Annotated in this window: 17 protein-coding genes and 1 pseudogene; 12 read left to right on the top strand and 6 right to left on the bottom strand. The window is 33.3% G+C overall.

Annotated features, from left to right (window positions below):
- The first annotated feature begins 73 nt into the window (after positions 1–73).
- Complete coding sequence (locus H8R24_RS09145; protein WP_187018287.1) at positions 74–619, top strand: DUF1697 domain-containing protein; 546 nt, start codon at positions 74–76, stop codon at positions 617–619.
- Between the two features lie 37 nt (positions 620–656).
- Here the strand turns inward: H8R24_RS09145 and H8R24_RS09140 are convergent, their stop codons facing one another.
- A complete protein-coding gene (locus H8R24_RS09140) occupies positions 657–1394 on the bottom strand; it encodes a Dph6-related ATP pyrophosphatase (protein WP_187018288.1) in 738 nt (245 codons plus the stop codon).
- Positions 1395–1485: 91 nt separating this feature from the next.
- Here H8R24_RS09140 and H8R24_RS09135 point away from each other — a divergent pair, with 91 nt between their 5' ends.
- Both H8R24_RS09135 and H8R24_RS09130 read left to right on the top strand, forming a co-directional pair.
- Positions 1486–2046: a transposase gene (locus H8R24_RS09135; RefSeq protein WP_187018289.1), complete on the top strand. Its 561-nt coding sequence runs from the start codon at positions 1486–1488 to the stop codon at positions 2044–2046.
- Between the two features lies 1 nt (position 2047).
- The gene (locus tag H8R24_RS09130; RefSeq protein WP_187018290.1) at positions 2048–4111 is read left to right on the top strand and encodes a M1 family metallopeptidase; all 2064 of its coding nucleotides are present in this window, start codon (positions 2048–2050) and stop codon (positions 4109–4111) included.
- Between the two features lie 4 nt (positions 4112–4115).
- Here H8R24_RS09130 and H8R24_RS09125 read toward each other — a convergent pair whose 3' ends face one another.
- The gene (locus tag H8R24_RS09125) at positions 4116–4637 is read right to left on the bottom strand and encodes a DUF7935 family protein (protein ID WP_187018291.1); all 522 of its coding nucleotides are present in this window, start codon (positions 4635–4637) and stop codon (positions 4116–4118) included.
- Between the two features lie 135 nt (positions 4638–4772).
- On the opposite strand from H8R24_RS09125, the gene H8R24_RS09120 reads away from it, so the two are divergent.
- The 4 genes from H8R24_RS09120 (at position 4773) to H8R24_RS09105 (ending at position 9271) form a co-directional block, all read left to right on the top strand.
- Entirely contained in the window at positions 4773–5543 is a 771-nt protein-coding gene (locus tag H8R24_RS09120) for a sulfite exporter TauE/SafE family protein (RefSeq protein WP_187018292.1), read from the top strand.
- Positions 5544–5902: 359 nt separating this feature from the next.
- The gene (locus H8R24_RS09115; protein WP_187018293.1) at positions 5903–8239 is read left to right on the top strand and encodes an ATP-dependent helicase; all 2337 of its coding nucleotides are present in this window, start codon (positions 5903–5905) and stop codon (positions 8237–8239) included.
- A gap of 31 nt (positions 8240–8270) precedes the next feature.
- Complete coding sequence (locus H8R24_RS09110) at positions 8271–8618, top strand: TfoX/Sxy family protein (protein WP_187018294.1); 348 nt, start codon at positions 8271–8273, stop codon at positions 8616–8618.
- Between the two features lie 32 nt (positions 8619–8650).
- The gene (locus H8R24_RS09105) at positions 8651–9271 is read left to right on the top strand and encodes an L-threonylcarbamoyladenylate synthase (RefSeq protein ID WP_187018295.1); all 621 of its coding nucleotides are present in this window, start codon (positions 8651–8653) and stop codon (positions 9269–9271) included.
- 250 nt (positions 9272–9521) lie between these two features.
- Here H8R24_RS09105 and H8R24_RS09100 read toward each other — a convergent pair whose 3' ends face one another.
- The 3 genes from H8R24_RS09100 to H8R24_RS09090 all read right to left on the bottom strand — a co-directional run bounded on the left by H8R24_RS09100 (position 9522) and on the right by H8R24_RS09090 (position 11871).
- Positions 9522–10355: an OmpA/MotB family protein gene (locus H8R24_RS09100; protein ID WP_187018296.1), complete on the bottom strand. Its 834-nt coding sequence runs from the start codon at positions 10353–10355 to the stop codon at positions 9522–9524.
- Positions 10356–10428: 73 nt separating this feature from the next.
- Positions 10429–11415, bottom strand: coding sequence for a glycosyltransferase family 2 protein (locus H8R24_RS09095; RefSeq protein ID WP_187018297.1), 987 nt, complete (start codon positions 11413–11415; stop codon positions 10429–10431).
- A 9-nt stretch (positions 11416–11424) separates the two neighbouring features.
- Positions 11425–11871: a type I restriction enzyme HsdR N-terminal domain-containing protein gene (locus H8R24_RS09090; RefSeq protein ID WP_187018298.1), complete on the bottom strand. Its 447-nt coding sequence runs from the start codon at positions 11869–11871 to the stop codon at positions 11425–11427.
- Positions 11872–11964: 93 nt separating this feature from the next.
- On the opposite strand from H8R24_RS09090, the gene holA reads away from it, so the two are divergent.
- From holA to ettA, 3 genes are read left to right on the top strand one after another with little or no spacing between them, the layout of a single operon-like run.
- Positions 11965–12969, top strand: a complete 1005-nt coding sequence (gene holA, locus H8R24_RS09085) for a DNA polymerase III subunit delta (protein WP_187018299.1) — start codon at positions 11965–11967, stop codon at positions 12967–12969.
- Positions 12970–13014: 45 nt separating this feature from the next.
- Positions 13015–13197 (top strand): CAL67264 family membrane protein, encoded by a 183-nt coding sequence (locus H8R24_RS09080; protein ID WP_187018300.1) that lies wholly within the window; start codon positions 13015–13017, stop codon positions 13195–13197.
- 27 nt (positions 13198–13224) lie between these two features.
- Entirely contained in the window at positions 13225–14916 is a 1692-nt protein-coding gene (ettA, locus tag H8R24_RS09075) for an energy-dependent translational throttle protein EttA (RefSeq protein ID WP_187018301.1), read from the top strand.
- Positions 14917–14972: 56 nt separating this feature from the next.
- Here the strand turns inward: ettA and H8R24_RS18290 are convergent, their stop codons facing one another.
- Positions 14973–15101 (bottom strand): hypothetical protein, encoded by a 129-nt coding sequence (locus tag H8R24_RS18290; protein WP_262891097.1) that lies wholly within the window; start codon positions 15099–15101, stop codon positions 14973–14975.
- A 410-nt stretch (positions 15102–15511) separates the two neighbouring features.
- On the opposite strand from H8R24_RS18290, the gene H8R24_RS09070 reads away from it, so the two are divergent.
- Both H8R24_RS09070 and H8R24_RS09065 read left to right on the top strand, forming a co-directional pair.
- Positions 15512–16753: a hypothetical protein gene (locus H8R24_RS09070; RefSeq protein ID WP_187018302.1), complete on the top strand. Its 1242-nt coding sequence runs from the start codon at positions 15512–15514 to the stop codon at positions 16751–16753.
- Positions 16754–16796: 43 nt separating this feature from the next.
- A pseudogene (locus H8R24_RS09065) lies at positions 16797–16891 on the top strand (IS1595 family transposase); the annotation flags it as partial.

The following is a 16891-nucleotide window of genomic DNA, read 5'->3' as shown; positions in this document are numbered from 1 at the left end:
CTAATCTAATAAAATTGTGAATTCTACTTCAAACGCAATATCTTTGGAACAATAACGAAAAACAAAAAATAAAATGACAACGCATCTCGCTCTTTTACGTGGTATCAATGTTTCTGGACATAACATGATGAAAATGGATCTATTGAAAACTACTTTGGAAAAAATAGGCTTCACAAATGTAGAAACCTATATACAATCTGGAAATGTATTTGTAGATAGTGAAGAAGAGAGCGCAGCAAAGATTGGTTTTATAATCAAGCAAGAGATTTTTAAAGCGTTTGGTCATGATGTTCCAACAATTGTAATCAGAATTGAAGATTTACAAAAATGCTTTTCGAATAATCCTTTTTTGAAGGAGAAAGAACTAGATATTAAAAAAATATATGTCGCTTTTGTCTCTAAGGAATTGCGTTCTGAAAATATCAATGATTTAAAAATAAGTCAGTTTAAACCTGATGAGGCCTCAATTGATGGCAACCGTATTTTTATTAAATACGCAGTTGGCGCAGGGAAAACACGATTAGATCAAAAATACATTGAGAAAAAACTGAGTCTTACTGCAACCATTAGAAATTGGAATACAGTGACGCAGTTGTTGAAAATGTATGAGGAGCGATAAAAGTAGAGACGCACTGCAGTGCGTCTCCTATAGAAATTTATTTTTCTAATAAATCACAATACCAAAATCCAAAATCAAAAGCATCTGGAGCGCTAGTATCACAAGCAGTATCTGAGGATTCTTCTTTTTCAGGTTTCTCGTATTTGCGGTAAACGATTTCTCCAATTTCAAAATCAATAGGTTTTGAAAATATTGGACCGTCGAAAGTAAAAGTGTGGAATTCGCCGTTTTCGCCACAAACATCAACGTTGTCTGGTAAATCGTTAATGAAATCTTGGTCAATTATCCGACCAACAAAACTCTTATCCAAATAGCGTTCGTTTACACAAACCACGATAGTTTTAAAACCTAAAAAAATGAATTCTTGTATCAAGTCGTGTGTTGGGATTTTCCATAACGGGAAAACACCTTGAAAACCAATCGTTTCTAATTTATCTTCGCGGTATTTACGCAAATCTTCTAGAAATATATCTCCAAAAATAGAATGGGTCACACCTTGGTTTTTTAATTTCCCCAATGTTTCCTGCATAACTGCTTCGTACACTTCCATGGTTGGCATTTCGGGAATTTGCATGATTTCTAATGGCAATCCTATGCTTTCTGCTTGTTGATGTAATAGTGCTACTCTTACACCATGCATCGATATGCGCTGAAATTGTTGATTCACACTAGTGAGCAAACAATTAATTTCAAATTCTGGATTCTGTGAAATTTTGTATAAGGCTAGAGCAGAATCTTTTCCGCTGCTCCAGTTAAAAAGGGCTTTGTTTTTCAATGGGATTGTATTATTTATCAAGTAGTAAACTTACAAAATTAGTTCGATTTGTTCAGCAAACCTTTGTAACTTTGACAATCAGATCATTTTTATGGCTTTATATAAAGATAAATACCAAACGGAGTCAAATCGATTGAAAAACTGGGATTACTCCAGTGAAGCTATCTATTTTATTACTTTGGTAACAGATGATAGAGCGTGTATGTTTGGAACTATCGAAAATGACTGTATGATTTTAAACGAGAATGGGAAAATTATTGCTATCGAAATATTAAAATCGATTGCTATTAGAGAAAAATGGTTTTTTCATGGTTGGGTTATTATGCCAAATCACATTCATTTGTTGATAGAAATTGTGGAAACGCACGACGTAGAGACGCACTGCAGTGCGTCTCTACAATCGGAATTGGAATCGGAATTAAAACCACAAAATTTATCACGTAAACCTAATTCGATTTCGTCATTTGTTGCCATTTTTAAATCGGTTACAACCAAACAGATTAATCTGCTGGACGGGTCGAAACAAAATAAAATTTGGCAATCCAATTACCATGATCATATTGTACGGAATTACAATTCGTTTGATAAAATTTATTATTATATAAAAAACAATCCAAAAAATTGGAATCAGGACTCCATAAATCCATATTAAAATGAAATACCTTTTATTGTTTATATCTTCTTTTGCAGTAGCGCAACAATCTCAATTTGTCGATTTTAAAACCGTACATGCAGCTCTTAGCGTTAACCTCGAGGAGAAATCGATTTCTGGTTTGGTGGACTATTCGTTTGCCATCTTGCAGGATGTAGATACTATTAAAATTGATGCTCAAAACATGGAGTTTTCGGAGGTGCTATTCAATCAAAAGGAGGTACTATTTATCAACACAAAAAAGCAACTTTTATTAGTTTCGAACTTTAAGAAAGGAAACAATACCATTCATTTTAAGTATTTGGCTAAGCCAAAACAAGCGCTGTATTTTGTAGGTTTAGAAGAGAAAGGTAACCTACAAATTTGGACCCAAGGTCAAGGAAGATATACCAGTAATTGGTTTCCAAGTTTTGATGATGTCAATGAAAAAGTTGTTTTCAATATGCAAATTGAAGTAGATACCAATTATCAAGTAGTTTCAAATGGTATTTTGAAATCAAAAGTAAATAAGGACGATCAAACTATTTGGCAGTTTAGTATGGATAAGCCTATGAGTTCGTATTTATTAATGCTAACGGTAGGTCAATTTGAAAAGGAAATTGTAATGGCTAAATCGGGTGTTCCTTTAGAGTTGTATTATGAATCAAAGGATAAGGCTAATTTTGAACCCAGCTATCGTTACTCAAAAGAAATGTTTGATTTTCTAGAAAAGGAAATAGGAGTGAAGTACCCTTGGAAAATTTACAGGCAAATTCCGGTTCGGGATTTCCTATATGCAGGGATGGAAAATACGACAGCCACTTTATTTTCCAGTAGGTATGTAGTAGATTCAATAGGTTTTGAAGATCGTTCGTATGTTAATGTCAATGCGCATGAATTAGCACATCAGTGGTTTGGTGATTTGATTACGGCCGAGAGTGGAAAGCATCATTGGTTACAAGAAGGTTTTGCGACTTATTATGCCTTATTAGCCGAGAGAAAAATCTATGGAGACGATTATTTTTATTCTAAATTATATGAATCTGCACAACAAATAAAGTATGCTTCTAGAACCGATTCTATTCCGGTTTTGAATGCTAAAGCAAGTTCGTTGAGTTTTTATCAAAAAGGAGCTTGGGCACTTTTTGTACTGCATGAATCCATTGGCGACAAAGCATTCAAAAAAGCGGTTTGTAGCTATTTGAACAAGTATGCTTACCAAACGGTGATCACGCAAGATTTCTTTGATGAAGTGAATAAAGTATCCCGTTTTGATACTCAGGAATTTAGTAAAGTATGGCTAGAATCAACAGCTTTTAATACGCAGCAAGCTAATGATTTATTATTCAAAAATAAAACAGCTTCTTTGCTTATAGAAATCGAAAAATTAAAGAAAATTCCCTTGGTCGATAAAATGATTTTCTTTGCTAAAACACTACAATCAGATGCGTATCACACCGTCAAAGAAGCGATAATTAATCAGTTAAAAAGCGAAACTTTTACAGGTAAAAAAGAACTGCTACAGGTCGCTATGGCTACAAATAATATTCAAGTTCGTCAAGCAGTTGCGGCATCATTATCTAAAATACCAGAAGAATTTAGAATCAATTATGAAAGCTTACTAGATGATAAATCCTATCAAACCCAGGAAATTGCTTTGTATTATTTGTGGAATAATTTTCCTGAGAATAGAGCAGAGTATTTGCAAAAATCTAAAAATTGGATTGGTTTTAATGATTACAATTTAAAAACATTGTGGTTATCGTTAGCACTTTCTACAGATAGCTATGCGGCAGATAAAACTGTATTAATTGCTCAATTAATAGGTTATTCGTCTACTAGCTATGAGGCCACAACAAGGCAAAATGCTTTAGAGAAATTAATAACTTTCAAACTTGTAAATGATGAAGTATTGAAAAACTTGGTCAATGCAACTACACATCATATGTGGCAATTTTCTAAATTTGGTCGTGACACTATTCGAAAAATGCTCAAAAACTCAGAGAACAGGTTAGCATTCGAAAAAATACTTCCTACTTTAAATGATAGTGAGTATTTTCAATTGAACCGCCTGTTAAAAGAATAAAAATTTACCAAAGTTGTCCTACTTCGTCTCTAATAAAAGCCAAGGCAGCGCTGCTTGGAGAAGATTTTTGTAATAAGTCTGAAATGATCAATTCCCTCAAACTATCAGCATCAGTAACTTTTTCGTTTTCGGTAGCCAGCCGAATCATTTGATTGGTAGCATTCTTAGCAGTGACAACAATCGACCAACATTCATTGGAAATATAAATTTGCTGTGCTAAATTATGTTCAAATTCTTGTTCGACTTGTGCGATTACTAAGTTTCGGTATTCATATTTGTCATTAGAAAGTGGGGCAATACGCACCATCAATTGCGATGGATTGATACGTTCCATAAATAAAGTCATGCGTTCATAGGCCTGCAAACGAAGCGGCAAAGTCGCCGACTGATTGTCTTTTTGTAACAACCAACGTCTTGTATTTTTTTGATCTTTAAAATGAGCATCAAATAGATAATATGCTACCGCTCCTGTAATAAGAGATGGAAGTGTAAAAGCAAGTACTTGGGTGATTGTAGTCGAATCCATTAGTCGTTTTTTAGGTTACGCAAAAATATACTTTTTGTCGGAAATACATCAAATTTATAATGTTATTTCAACTAGGCTATCGTACTTTTGTTCAATAGATTTTTTCAGCACTACTTAGTCAACAAGCATATTTTCATGGAGAATTACATTATTATTTTATTGTGCGTAGCAGCTTTTGCAGCTGGTTTTATAGATGCCATTGTTGGTGGTGGTGGTTTGATTCAAACACCTGCAGGATTGATTTTATTACCTAGTTTACCTGTATCAACGGTAATAGGAACTTTAAAAATCCCTGCTTTTAGTGGTACTTCATTTGCAGCTTATCAATATTTGAAAAAGGTAACTATGAATTGGAAAATTTTATTGATAATGATGGCCTTGGCATTACCTTCGGCATTTTTAGGATCAACTATATTGACCTATATGAGTAATGATTTCATGAAGCCGTTATTGCTTTTTATACTTTCTTTATTAGCTATTTATACCTACGCTAAGAAAAATTTCGGTCAAAAAGTAGAACGTGATATTTCAAACAGGAAGCTACTTTTAAATTCGGTTTTAATTAGTGTTATTGTTGGTTTTTACGATGGTTTTATAGGTCCAGGAACAGGCAGTTTTTTGGTGGTTGCTTTCATTGCATTGATGGGATTTGATTTTTTGCATGCTTCCGCAAATGCTAAGATGGTGAATTTAGCGACCAATTTTGGTTCTATTTGTTTGTTTGCACTCAAAGGGAAGATCATCTGGGCAATAGCAATACCTATGGCTGCATGCAATGCAATTGGCGGCTGGTTAGGGGCTAAGCTCGCTATTAATAAAGGGAATGGTTTTATTCGAATTTTCTTTTTGGTGGTTGTCGTGGGAACTTTAATTAGGTTTGCCTATGATGTTTTTTGGAAAAAATAGCATGTTGTAAGTCAAATAGAGTTATTTCTCACCTTTTACGGATCACGGATATAAGTATCGATTTGCACTTCAGTGTTTCACTTTATTTTTTGAGAGTTTCAGCCACAGATTTAAGATGTTATAAGGATTAATTTTTTTTACTGTTTCCAAGTTTTTAAAACTTTGAAAATCAATGTTATCTTTGGAAAGATAATAGTCAGTAAAGCTGTCGTTAAAGTTTTTACACAACAAAATTTCATTATCTCAACCAAATCTATGGACTTTCATTCGATAGGGCTTTAGTAATGCTTTTTAAAATTGTATCAGTTGCAACTTTATTAAATCTTAAATTCTTATTTTTGCATAAATAGAAAATTTTCATGCAACAATACATTTCTCAACTTAACGAAGCGCAACGCGAACCTGTTTTACAAAAAGAAGGCCCTATGATCATTATTGCAGGTGCTGGATCAGGTAAAACACGTGTGTTAACCATTAGAATTGCATATTTAATGAGTCAAGGAGTTGATTCTTTCAATATTTTATCGCTCACTTTTACCAATAAGGCAGCGCGTGAAATGAAAAAACGAATCTCAGATATTGTAGGTTCTGGAGAAGCTAAAAACCTTTGGATGGGAACTTTTCACTCTGTTTTTGCTCGTATCTTACGTTCTGAGGCAGACAAACTGGGTTATCCTTCTAATTTTACTATTTATGACTCGCAGGATTCACTGCGTTGTATTTCAGGAATTATCAAAGAAATGCAACTGGATCGTGATGTTTATAAACCCAAACAAGTTTTAGGGAGGATTTCTAATTTTAAAAATAGTTTAGTTACTGTTAAGGCTTACTTTAATGACCCTGATTTGCAAGAAGCAGATGCGATGTCTAAGAAACCTAGAATGGGGGAGTTGTATCAAAAATACGTAGAGAAATGCTTTAAGTCTGGAGCAATGGATTTTGATGACTTGTTGTTAAAAACCAATGAGTTACTAACTCGTTTTCCAGATGTTTTAGCAAAATATCAAAACCGTTTTCGTTATATCATGGTGGATGAGTACCAAGATACTAATCATTCCCAATATTTGATTGTTAGGGCTTTATCGGATAAATTTCAAAATATATGTGTTGTGGGTGATGATGCGCAAAGTATCTATGCGTTTCGTGGTGCCAATATCAATAATATCCTGAATTTCCAAAAAGATTACGAAGGAGTAAAAACATTTAAGCTTGAGCAAAATTATCGTTCTTCAAAAAATATTGTTGAAGCAGCCAATACGATCATTGACAATAATAAAACCAAACTAGATAAAATTGTATGGACAGCCAATGATTTTGGTCCAAAGATAAAAGTGCATCGTTCTATGACAGATGCCGAAGAAGGTCGTTTTGTGGCCAGTACCATTTTTGAAGAAAAGATGCAAAACCAAATGACTAATGGGCAGTTTGCTATTTTGTACCGTACCAATGCGCAGTCGCGAGCCATGGAGGATGCTTTGCGTAAGCGTGATATTCCGTATCGTATTTATGGTGGTTTGTCTTTTTATCAAAGAAAAGAAATAAAAGATGTTTTGTGTTATTTACGTTTGGTGATTAATCCAAAGGACGAAGAAGCATTGATGCGTGTGATCAATTATCCAGCTAGAGGAATTGGTGATACTACAGTCGAAAAATTGACTGTGGCGGCCAATCACTACAAGCGTTCGATATTTGAAGTCATGCAAAATATTGATAAAATTGATTTGAAATTAAACTCGGGAACAAAACAAAGATTGCGTGATTTTGTCACGATGATTCAAAGTTTTCAGGTGATCAATGAAAATCAAGATGCTTTTTATATTACAGAACATGTTTCTAAAAAAACAGGATTAGTTCAAGAATTGAAAAAAGATGCTACTCCAGAAGGAATGGCTAAAATCCAAAATATAGAAGAGCTTTTAAACGGTATAAAAGACTTTACCGAAGGGCAACGTGAGATTGATGGTGCAAGAGGAGCTTTGTCTGAGTTTATGGAAGATGTGGCCTTGGCTACAGATCTAGATAAAGATACTAGCGATGAAGACCGTGTGGCGTTGATGACCATTCACTTGGCTAAAGGACTAGAATTTCCTCATGTATTTGTGGTGGGAATGGAAGAAGATTTGTTTCCAAGTGCCATGAGTATGAGTACGAGAAGTGAGCTAGAAGAAGAACGCCGTTTGTTTTATGTGGCTTTAACAAGAGCGGAACATCAGGCGTACCTTACTTATGCGCAATCTCGTTACCGCTGGGGTAAATTGACTGATAGTGAGCCCTCTCGTTTTATTGAGGAAATTAATTCACAATATTTAGAGTATCTTACACCGGCAGAGACTAATTATCGTTATAAATCGATGATTGATAAAGATATTTTTGGCGATGTAGATAAATCAAAAATGCGTTTAGCAAAACCGTCTAATGGAACACCACCACCTAATTATTCGAATGGTTCTGCTGCTAAACCAGAAGTAAATGTTCGTAAATTAAAACCTGTGGGGACTAATGCTCCATCAGGTGGGGCTAATTTATTCGATAATCAATTAGTTGCTGGAAATTTAGTGATGCATGAACGTTTTGGAAGAGGACAAGTCGTGAGTATTGAAGGAGTAGGAGCTGATAAAAAAGCAGAAATTAAGTTTGAAGTAGGCGGAATTAAGAAATTATTATTGCGTTTTGCAAAGTTGGATATTATTGGATAAAAATTTATTTAATGTTTAAAGTGATTTTCTAATGGCTTATAACGAACAATTATCAATTAGAATTCACAACATACTCACAGAATTGAACGTTAGCTTTGTAGAAAAGAAAATGTTTGGTGGAAATGCTTTCATGATCAATGATAAAATGTGTATCGGAATCATGAAAGAGGAGTTAATGCTTCGGGTAATGGATGAGTTTTATGAATCATTATTAGAAGAAAATTATGTTAATCCGATGAATTTTACGGGAAAAATAATGAAAGGATTTGTGTTTATTGAACCAGAGGTGCTTTTGACAGAAAATCAATTGAAAAGATGGATTAATTACGGACTTGATTTTGCTGAACGTGGAGTTTTAAAAAGTAAAAAGAAAAAATAACTGCTAACAGTTAGAAATTTAAAACAAAAAAAATGGCTCAATTTATAAAAATATATACCGATAAACCAAACGAAGCAGCAATTGCCAAAGTAGTTAAGGTTTTAAAAGAGGGTGGTTTGGTGATATATCCAACAGACACGGTTTACGGTTTGGGATGTGATATTACTAACACAAAAGCATTAGAACGTATTGCAAAAATTAAAGGAATAAAGCTGGATAAAGCTAATTTCTCTTTTATTTGTCACGATTTAAGTAACATATCCGATTACGTAAAGCAAATCGATACGTCGACATTTAAACTTTTAAAAAGAGCATTGCCTGGCCCATATACTTTTATTTTACCAGGTAATAATAATTTACCCAAGGAGTTTAAGAAAAAAACAACGGTAGGTATTCGTGTTCCTGATAATGCGATTGCGCTAGAAATTGTACGCCAGTTAGGAAATCCTATTGTATCGACTTCTATTCATGATGAAGATGACGTGATTGAATACACTACTGATCCAGAACTTATTTTTGAAAAATGGCAAAACCTAGTTGATATGGTAATCGATGGTGGATATGGAGATAATATAGGTTCTACAATTGTAGATTTATCTGGTGATGAACCTGTTATAATAAGAGCGGGTAAAGGAAGTATCGATATTATTTAAGATAATTGGAAAATTGGCAAACTATTTGCTGGTATTGTATTAATTTATATATTAGCATAGTAGTAAGAAGCATAAACATACAAAGACGTTATTCTTAATTATATTTAATTGGTTATTAGAAAAGGTTAAGGATACAATGAAGCAGGTCTCAGGACCTGCTTTTTCTTTTATAGTAAATCATAATTGATAGTGTTGCAAAAAAAAAAGCGTCTCGATATCGAGACGCTTTCTGTTGTATAAAACTAAAGAATTATTTAGTTTGTTTTTTCATTTCTTTTTCAATCATTTCGTAGAATTGATCAATTTTAGGTAAAACAACAATACGAGTTCTTCTATTTCTAGCTCTATTTTCGGCTGTATCATTACCTACTAATGGTACATAAGAACTTCTTCCTGCTGCGATTAATTGCTCTGGTTTAACACCAAGTTGAGTCGTTAACACACGGATGATAGAAGTAGAACGTTTCACACTTAAATCCCAGTTGTCAAGTAAAATTCCGTTTCCTATGTATGGAACACTATCAGTATGACCTTCAACCATACATTCAAAGTCTGGTTTGTCATTTACAACTTTAGCAACCTTAGCCAGTACACCTTTCGCTTTATCAGTAACTTCGTAGCTTCCAGATTTGAATAATAATTTATCTGCAATAGAGATGAATACAACCCCTTTTTCTACGTTAATTTCGATATCTGGATCAGAAATCCCAACAGCGCTTTTTAAGCTAGTAACTACAGCAAGTGTAACACTGTCTTTTTTAGTCAATGCATCTTGCATTCTGCTAATTTTTAAATCTTTCTCTTTGATAGATTCTAAAGCTTTTTCAATGTTTTCAGCTCCTTTTGTAGTCAAAACCGTCATGTCTTTAGACGTGTTGATCAATGTTTGGTTGTGATCCTTCAATCCAGCAACTGTAGCTGTAAGACCCGCTTTTTCTTCTAAACAAGAATTTAATTTTACAGTAGCTGTATTTAGTAAATCTTGTGTCTCTTTATTCTTTGCTTCTAATTCCGTGTATTTCTTTTTTGAAACACATGACGATAAAAGTGCCAATACAGATAAGGCGATTACGATTTTTTTCATAAATTTTTAATTTAGGTTCAGCTACAAAGTTAGTTTTTAAAGATTAGATAATGGTTAAAATTTGTTCTTAAAATTAATCTTCAAATATCTTGCCACTTTTTATGTAGTACCTATAGACGATACTATCTGTTTTGTAGTATGTTTTGGATTGGTAGGATGCTCTTTTTTTATAAGTGATTGAAAATAAACTATAAAACGAGAAATGTGCTTTTAAAATGGCTGCAAAATGCGAAAATTTTCCTTTGAAAATAAATTGAACTCCTGCAACACCATCAAGTAACATTCGAATAAAAAGGATAAAGTATAACTTTTCCTTTGGTAAATTTTTAGTTAACATTAATAAAGAATTTCTGAAATTGAGATATGTTTTCTTAGGATTACCTAATTGTAGCGTTGCACCGCCCACGTGATAAACGGTACTTTTATAATTGTACTTAATTTTGTACCCCTTATTTAAGGCACGCCAACATAAGTCAATCTCTTCTTGATGTGCAAAAAAGTCAGCATCAAATCCCTCTAGCTCGTGATAAACAGCACTTCTTATAAAAAAGCATGCCCCTGTTGCCCAAAAAATTTCTCGTTCATCATTGTATTGTCCATTGTCTTTTTCTACCGTATCAAAAATACGTCCACGGCAATAAGGGTAACCGTATTTATCGATATAACCGCCTGCTGCTCCTGCGTATTCAAAAAACGCTTTATTTTTAAAATCTAATATTTTAGGTTGAATTATAGCTGTTTTTGGTTCTTTTTCGAAAGTTGCAATGATCGGCTGCAGCCAGTTTTCGGTTACTTGAATATCCGAATTCACCAAGGCATAGACAGACGCATCAATTTTTTTTAAAGCTTCATTGTAACCGCCTGCAAAACCTAGATTTACATCGTTAGTAACAATTTGCACGGTTGGAAAATGAGTTTTAACATACGAAACCGAAGCATCTGTTGATGCATTATCAGCGAGGTAAATAGTGGCTTCGGGTGAGTATTGTATAAAGGAAGGTAAAAATTGTTCCAAAAGCGCAACACCGTTCCAATTAAGGATGACAACTGCTATGTTCATTTTGATAATTTAAATTGTATAATCAGGAAGTTCAGGCAGAAATTGGTATCTCTCATTCTCATAATCCATTTGGCAAAAGTAATGATTCAATCCGTTGGTTACCATTAAATATTGCGCTTTCATAGTCATATTGTAGCGTGCTATTTGGTCAAATGTAGCTTGTGATATTTTAATTTCAGGTGCTTTGCATTCAACTAATATAAAAATAGTACCATCAGGATTGTACACTACTGCATCATATCGCTTTCTTAAGCCATTGACTTTGAGGACTTTTTCGACGTTTATTAACGACTTTGGATAGTTTTTCTCTGCCAATAAAAAGGAGACAACATGTTGACGAACCCATTCTTCGGGTGTGAGAATGATAAACTTTTTCCTGATTTCATCAAAAATAGCTATTTTATTTTCGCTATTTTTGAAGCGGAAATCATAAGATGGAAAATTTAGTTTTTGCATAAAGCAAAAATAGTTATTTAGTTGAAATTTCAAGGTTTTAAGTTGTAGACGGTGCAACAAACTTTAAACTTTAGCCTTCAAACAAAAAAAAGTATGGACGAGGTTATTAAAATTGTTAATGATATTAAGGCAGGAAATATCAAACCCATTTATTTCTTGATGGGCGAGGAGTCTTATTATATTGACAAATTATCCGATTATATAGAGAAGAATGTTTTATCCGAAGAGGAAAAAGGATTCAATCAAACGGTATTATATGGTAGAGATGTGTCTATTGAGGATATTGTTGCTACAGCAAAACGTTATCCTATGATGGCGGATCGCCAAGTGGTTATTGTAAAGGAAGCGCAAGAACTAAGTAGAACGATCGATAAACTAGAAAGTTATGCAGATAATCCAATGCCATCAACGGTCTTAGTCATTTGTTACAAATACAAAACTCTTGATAAACGAAAAAAAGTAACCAAAACACTTGCCAAAGCTGGAATCGTTTACGAAAGTAAAAAGCTATATGAAAACCAAGTAGGCGACTGGATTAAAAGAGTGTTGTCAGGTAAAAAATATGCAATTGAACCGAAAGCGTCAGCAATGCTGGTGGAGTTTTTAGGAACGAATTTAAGTAAAATCAATAACGAACTGGAAAAGCTGCAAATCATTTTGCCCAAAGGCAGCACCATAACACCAAAAGATATTGAGGAAAACATAGGTTTTAGTAAGGATTTTAACGTGTTTGAATTGCGAAAAGCAATAGGCGAACGCAATCAACTAAAGGCTTACACGATTGCAGAGAATTTTGCCAACAACCCAAAGGAAAATCCAATGGTCGTGACAACTAGTTTAGTATTTGGTTTTTTTATTCAGTTGTTAAAATACCATGGTTTAAAAGATAGAAACCCAAAAAATGTGGCGGCAGTAATAGGTGTAAATCCGTTTTTTCTAAAAGAATACGATGTAGCGCTAAAAAACTACCCTATGAGAAAAGTAAGTCAAATTGTAGCTTCATTGCGTGAAATTGACGTTAAAAGTAAAGGAGTTGGGGCAAATGCGATGACAAATTCAGATTTGTTAAAAGAAATGCTTTATAATATCTTTAATTAGCGGCTAAAATTCACGATATTTGCCTTTCAAAAAGATACCACAATTATGGGAATGAATAAAAATACCATCTTAGGATGGGCTACTTTAATAATGATAGTGATGGGTTTGCTTTTAATAGGTATGGGTGCGTTTAGATACCGTGACGTTTCTGGCTGGGGATTTGCTGCAGTTGGAGTTGGTTTTTTAGCAAATGCATGGGTTTTTAGTTCACTAAAAGGGAGATTGTAAATTATTTTAAAATTAAAATTATAAAAAATGTCAGACGATAAAAAAGTAATTTTCTCAATGTCAAAATTGAGTAAAACTTATCAAGGAGCAGATAAAGCTGTTCTAAAGAATATTTACTTAAGCTTTTTCTACGGAGCTAAAATTGGTATTTTAGGTCTTAATGGATCTGGAAAATCTTCACTTTTAAAAATTATTGCTGGAGTAGATAAAAACTACCAAGGGGATGTTGTTTTTCAACCAGGGTACACCGTTGGTTATTTAGAACAAGAGCCTATATTAGATGATACTAAAACTGTTTTAGAAATCGTTCAGGAAGGAGCTGCCGAAACAATGGCTGTACTTGCTGAATACAATAATATCAACGATTTGTTTGGTCTAGAAGAAAATTATTCTGATCCAGACAAAATGGACAAGTTAATGGATCGTCAAGCAGCTTTGCAAGACAAAATTGATGCATTAGGTGCTTGGGAAATCGATACTAAGCTCGAAATTGCAATGGATGCCTTACGTACGCCAGACGGAGATACGCCAATCAAAAATCTTTCTGGAGGAGAGCGTCGTCGCGTGGCTTTATGCCGTTTATTGTTGCAACAGCCAGATGTATTATTACTTGATGAGCCTACCAATCACTTGGATGCCGAGTCTGTTTTATGGTTAGAGCAACATTTAGCACAATATGCAGGAACTGTAATCGCTGTAACGCACGATAGGTATTTCCTTGATAATGTTGCCGGATGGATTTTAGAGTTAGATAGAGGAGAAGGTATTCCTTGGAAAGGGAATTACTCTTCATGGTTAGATCAAAAATCAAGTCGTATGGCCTTAGAAGAAAAAGTAGCTTCTAAACGTCGTAAAAATTTAGAACGCGAGTTGGACTGGGTTCGTCAAGGAGCTAAAGGTCGTCAAACGAAGCAAAAAGCACGTTTACAGAACTACGATAAGTTATTAAACGAAGACCAGAAACAACTAGATGAAAATCTAGAAATTTACATCCCTAACGGACCACGTTTAGGTACTAATGTTATCGAAGCAAAAAATGTTGCCAAAGCTTTTGGAGATAAATTATTGTACGATAACCTAAATTTCACATTGCCTCAAGCTGGAATTGTTGGAATTATCGGACCCAATGGTGCTGGTAAGTCTACTATTTTCAGAATGATTATGGGAGAACAAGAAACGGACAGCGGTGAATTCTCTGTAGGTGAAACGGTTAAGATTGCCTATGTAGATCAATCACACTCTAATATAGACCCGAATAAGTCAATCTGGGAAAACTTTGCTGATGGTCAGGAATTAATCATGATGGGTGGTAAGCAAGTGAATTCTAGAGCTTATTTGTCTCGTTTCAACTTTGGTGGTGGTGAGCAAAACAAAAAAGTTTCGGCACTTTCAGGAGGAGAACGTAACCGTTTGCACCTTGCAATGACTTTAAAAGAAGAAGGAAACGTCTTGTTACTGGATGAGCCTACGAATGATTTAGATGTAAATACATTGCGTGCTTTAGAGGAAGGTTTAGAAAACTTCGCAGGTTGCGCAGTAGTGATTTCGCACGATAGATGGTTCTTAGATAGAATTTGTACCCATATATTAGCATTCGAAGGTGATTCAGAAGTGTACTACTTTGAAGGTGGTTTCTCTGAATACGAAGAAAATAAGAAAAAACGCCTTGGTGGAGATTTAACACCTAAGCGATTGAAATACAGAAAATTAATTAGATAATTTATTCTCTAATCAAATAAAAAAGGATGTCTGCTTTATAGCAAGACATCCTTTTTTTATTTCTTCTTTTTATCGTTGTTCATCATTAAAACTACAGCAGTTACAAGTCCAATAATCACTAAAGCAAAAACAAAAACAATTATTATCGAACCGTTATCCCAGTTTATAAGTATTCCTTTTTTCATAATTTATCCATTTAGATCACAAAAATAACAATCACAACCAAGACAAAATATGATAAAAGTCAGTTCTAGACATTCAACTACCAATTGTTTTACTAGGCTGCCTTAACCTGCTTTCCGCTTTAGCCCTCTATTATAAAGTTTTTTTTACTAGGTCATCACAGGAGCTTCCTTTGGTCGCTCTGTTATTCCCGTAAAAAATAACTTTATTCCCTCGGGGCTACCGCTACAATCAGGGGCAGAAAATAAAGAAGTACCCCAATCTAATCTATAAATTTCGATTTCAGTTCCAGAGTTGGAATCATACAGCTTTTACAATAAATAAGTTAGATTTTATAACAGTAGAGTAGTTATTTTAGTTTTTTTTTTAAATAAAATTTCTTACATTTGGATCAGTTGATAAACAAAATATAATGAATGATTATAAGTTAATTCCAGAGTTAATTGAAAATTTCATTGATTTTCCTAAACCTAATCATACAATGGAAATGTTCATTGGTGATTTTGAGTTAAGAAATCATGAATGTTCTATAGGGGTTAATGGAAAGATATATTTTAGTTGGTTTCCAGAATATGGAAATTATTTTACTGGTACATTTTTATTTGGAGATTTTGATAAATATATTTCAAATCCCGTAGATTATTTTGATATTTACATTGATGAAAAAAAAATATCAACTGCACTAATTATAAAATGTATTACTTCGTTACCTTCAACAAATTTATTTTTGAAAGGAGTCTTAACTGATAAAATATTTTTTGGCGATAAGGATCTAAAAATAGAAGTTATTAACTTTTCTATACCAAATTTAAGAAGTATCAATGGTAATGTTGTACGAGATAAAAAGAAATCTATAAAAGCTAGAATACTGCTCGAAAATGATTTATGGAGAATTGAAATTGACAAAAAAAGTAATTATCACGAATTAAGAGATCAACTTTTAATTGTAGGAGGATATGATTTGCTTTATTCAGGGAAAATTACACGCTTAGATGGTACTCATTTTGATACTGGAATGGTAGAAGATATTTTTATGAATTTAGATTTATTCTTGAGTTTTATCAATGGAAGGAATACATCAAGTTTATTTCTAAATGGTATAAAGCAAAACGAAATTGTTTGGTCAGACTATACGTCTAAAACTGTTGATGTTTTTGAGGATAATTTTTATCCAATATTTGAACGAAATGTAGATGGAATAAATTTGATGTGGAAAGAATTTTCAAAAATTTGCCAAAGCAAAAAAGGTCAAATTTTTATAAAAAACATTTTACATTGGTATATTCAGTCAAAAAAGCAAGCAGGTTTACTTGATGGTTCAATAATAATGGCACAAACAGGACTAGAAATTTTATATCATTATATAACTGACAACAAAGAAGATTTGAATAAAACTCCAAGTAAATTAAGAAAATTATTGATTTATTTAGAGGTTAACGATAAAGAAATACCACTTAAATCAAAAGAAATGATCAATTTTTCAACTAATTTTCTAGATAAGAAATATCAGGGAATTATAGGGACAATAACAACGGTTCGTAATGACCTAATTCATTCGAAAGAAAAATTTATTGACATAATATCTTTTCAACTAAAATTTGAGGTCTATAATATTAACCTTTGGCTAATTGAAATATCTTTATTAAAAATTTAGAGGTGTAAAGATAAATTCTTATCTTTCGTGAAAGAATTTTATTATGGAATCATTCAAAGGAGAAAGTATTATCGATTTTTTTGACACTTTCAAAACAGATTTAACTTGTTTAGAATATTTAGCTTCAATAAAATGGAA

Origin of the sequence: Flavobacterium muglaense (genome assembly GCF_014305155.1) — a bacterium.
Taxonomy (GTDB): domain Bacteria; phylum Bacteroidota; class Bacteroidia; order Flavobacteriales; family Flavobacteriaceae; genus Flavobacterium; species Flavobacterium muglaense.
Note: the sequence above shows the minus strand (reverse complement) of the source record. Positions and strands in the feature narration are given on the sequence as shown.

Coding starts and splice junctions, on each gene's coding strand:
- holA (WP_187018299.1), top strand. CDS start 11,965: ATGGACGAGGTTATTAAAATTGTTAATGATATTAAGGCAGGAAATATC.
- H8R24_RS09135 (WP_187018289.1), top strand. CDS start 1,486: ATGGCTTTATATAAAGATAAATACCAAACGGAGTCAAATCGATTGAAA.
- H8R24_RS09110 (WP_187018294.1), top strand. CDS start 8,271: ATGGCTTATAACGAACAATTATCAATTAGAATTCACAACATACTCACA.
- H8R24_RS09105 (WP_187018295.1), top strand. CDS start 8,651: ATGGCTCAATTTATAAAAATATATACCGATAAACCAAACGAAGCAGCA.
- H8R24_RS09080 (WP_187018300.1), top strand. CDS start 13,015: ATGGGAATGAATAAAAATACCATCTTAGGATGGGCTACTTTAATAATG.
- H8R24_RS09070 (WP_187018302.1), top strand. CDS start 15,512: ATGAATGATTATAAGTTAATTCCAGAGTTAATTGAAAATTTCATTGAT.
- ettA (WP_187018301.1), top strand. CDS start 13,225: ATGTCAGACGATAAAAAAGTAATTTTCTCAATGTCAAAATTGAGTAAA.
- H8R24_RS09090 (WP_187018298.1), bottom strand. CDS start 11,871: ATGCAAAAACTAAATTTTCCATCTTATGATTTCCGCTTCAAAAATAGC.
- H8R24_RS09145 (WP_187018287.1), top strand. CDS start 74: ATGACAACGCATCTCGCTCTTTTACGTGGTATCAATGTTTCTGGACAT.
- H8R24_RS09095 (WP_187018297.1), bottom strand. CDS start 11,415: ATGAACATAGCAGTTGTCATCCTTAATTGGAACGGTGTTGCGCTTTTG.
- H8R24_RS09130 (WP_187018290.1), top strand. CDS start 2,048: ATGAAATACCTTTTATTGTTTATATCTTCTTTTGCAGTAGCGCAACAA.
- H8R24_RS09100 (WP_187018296.1), bottom strand. CDS start 10,355: ATGAAAAAAATCGTAATCGCCTTATCTGTATTGGCACTTTTATCGTCA.
- H8R24_RS09115 (WP_187018293.1), top strand. CDS start 5,903: ATGCAACAATACATTTCTCAACTTAACGAAGCGCAACGCGAACCTGTT.
- H8R24_RS09120 (WP_187018292.1), top strand. CDS start 4,773: ATGGAGAATTACATTATTATTTTATTGTGCGTAGCAGCTTTTGCAGCT.
- H8R24_RS09125 (WP_187018291.1), bottom strand. CDS start 4,637: ATGGATTCGACTACAATCACCCAAGTACTTGCTTTTACACTTCCATCT.
- H8R24_RS18290 (WP_262891097.1), bottom strand. CDS start 15,101: ATGAAAAAAGGAATACTTATAAACTGGGATAACGGTTCGATAATAATT.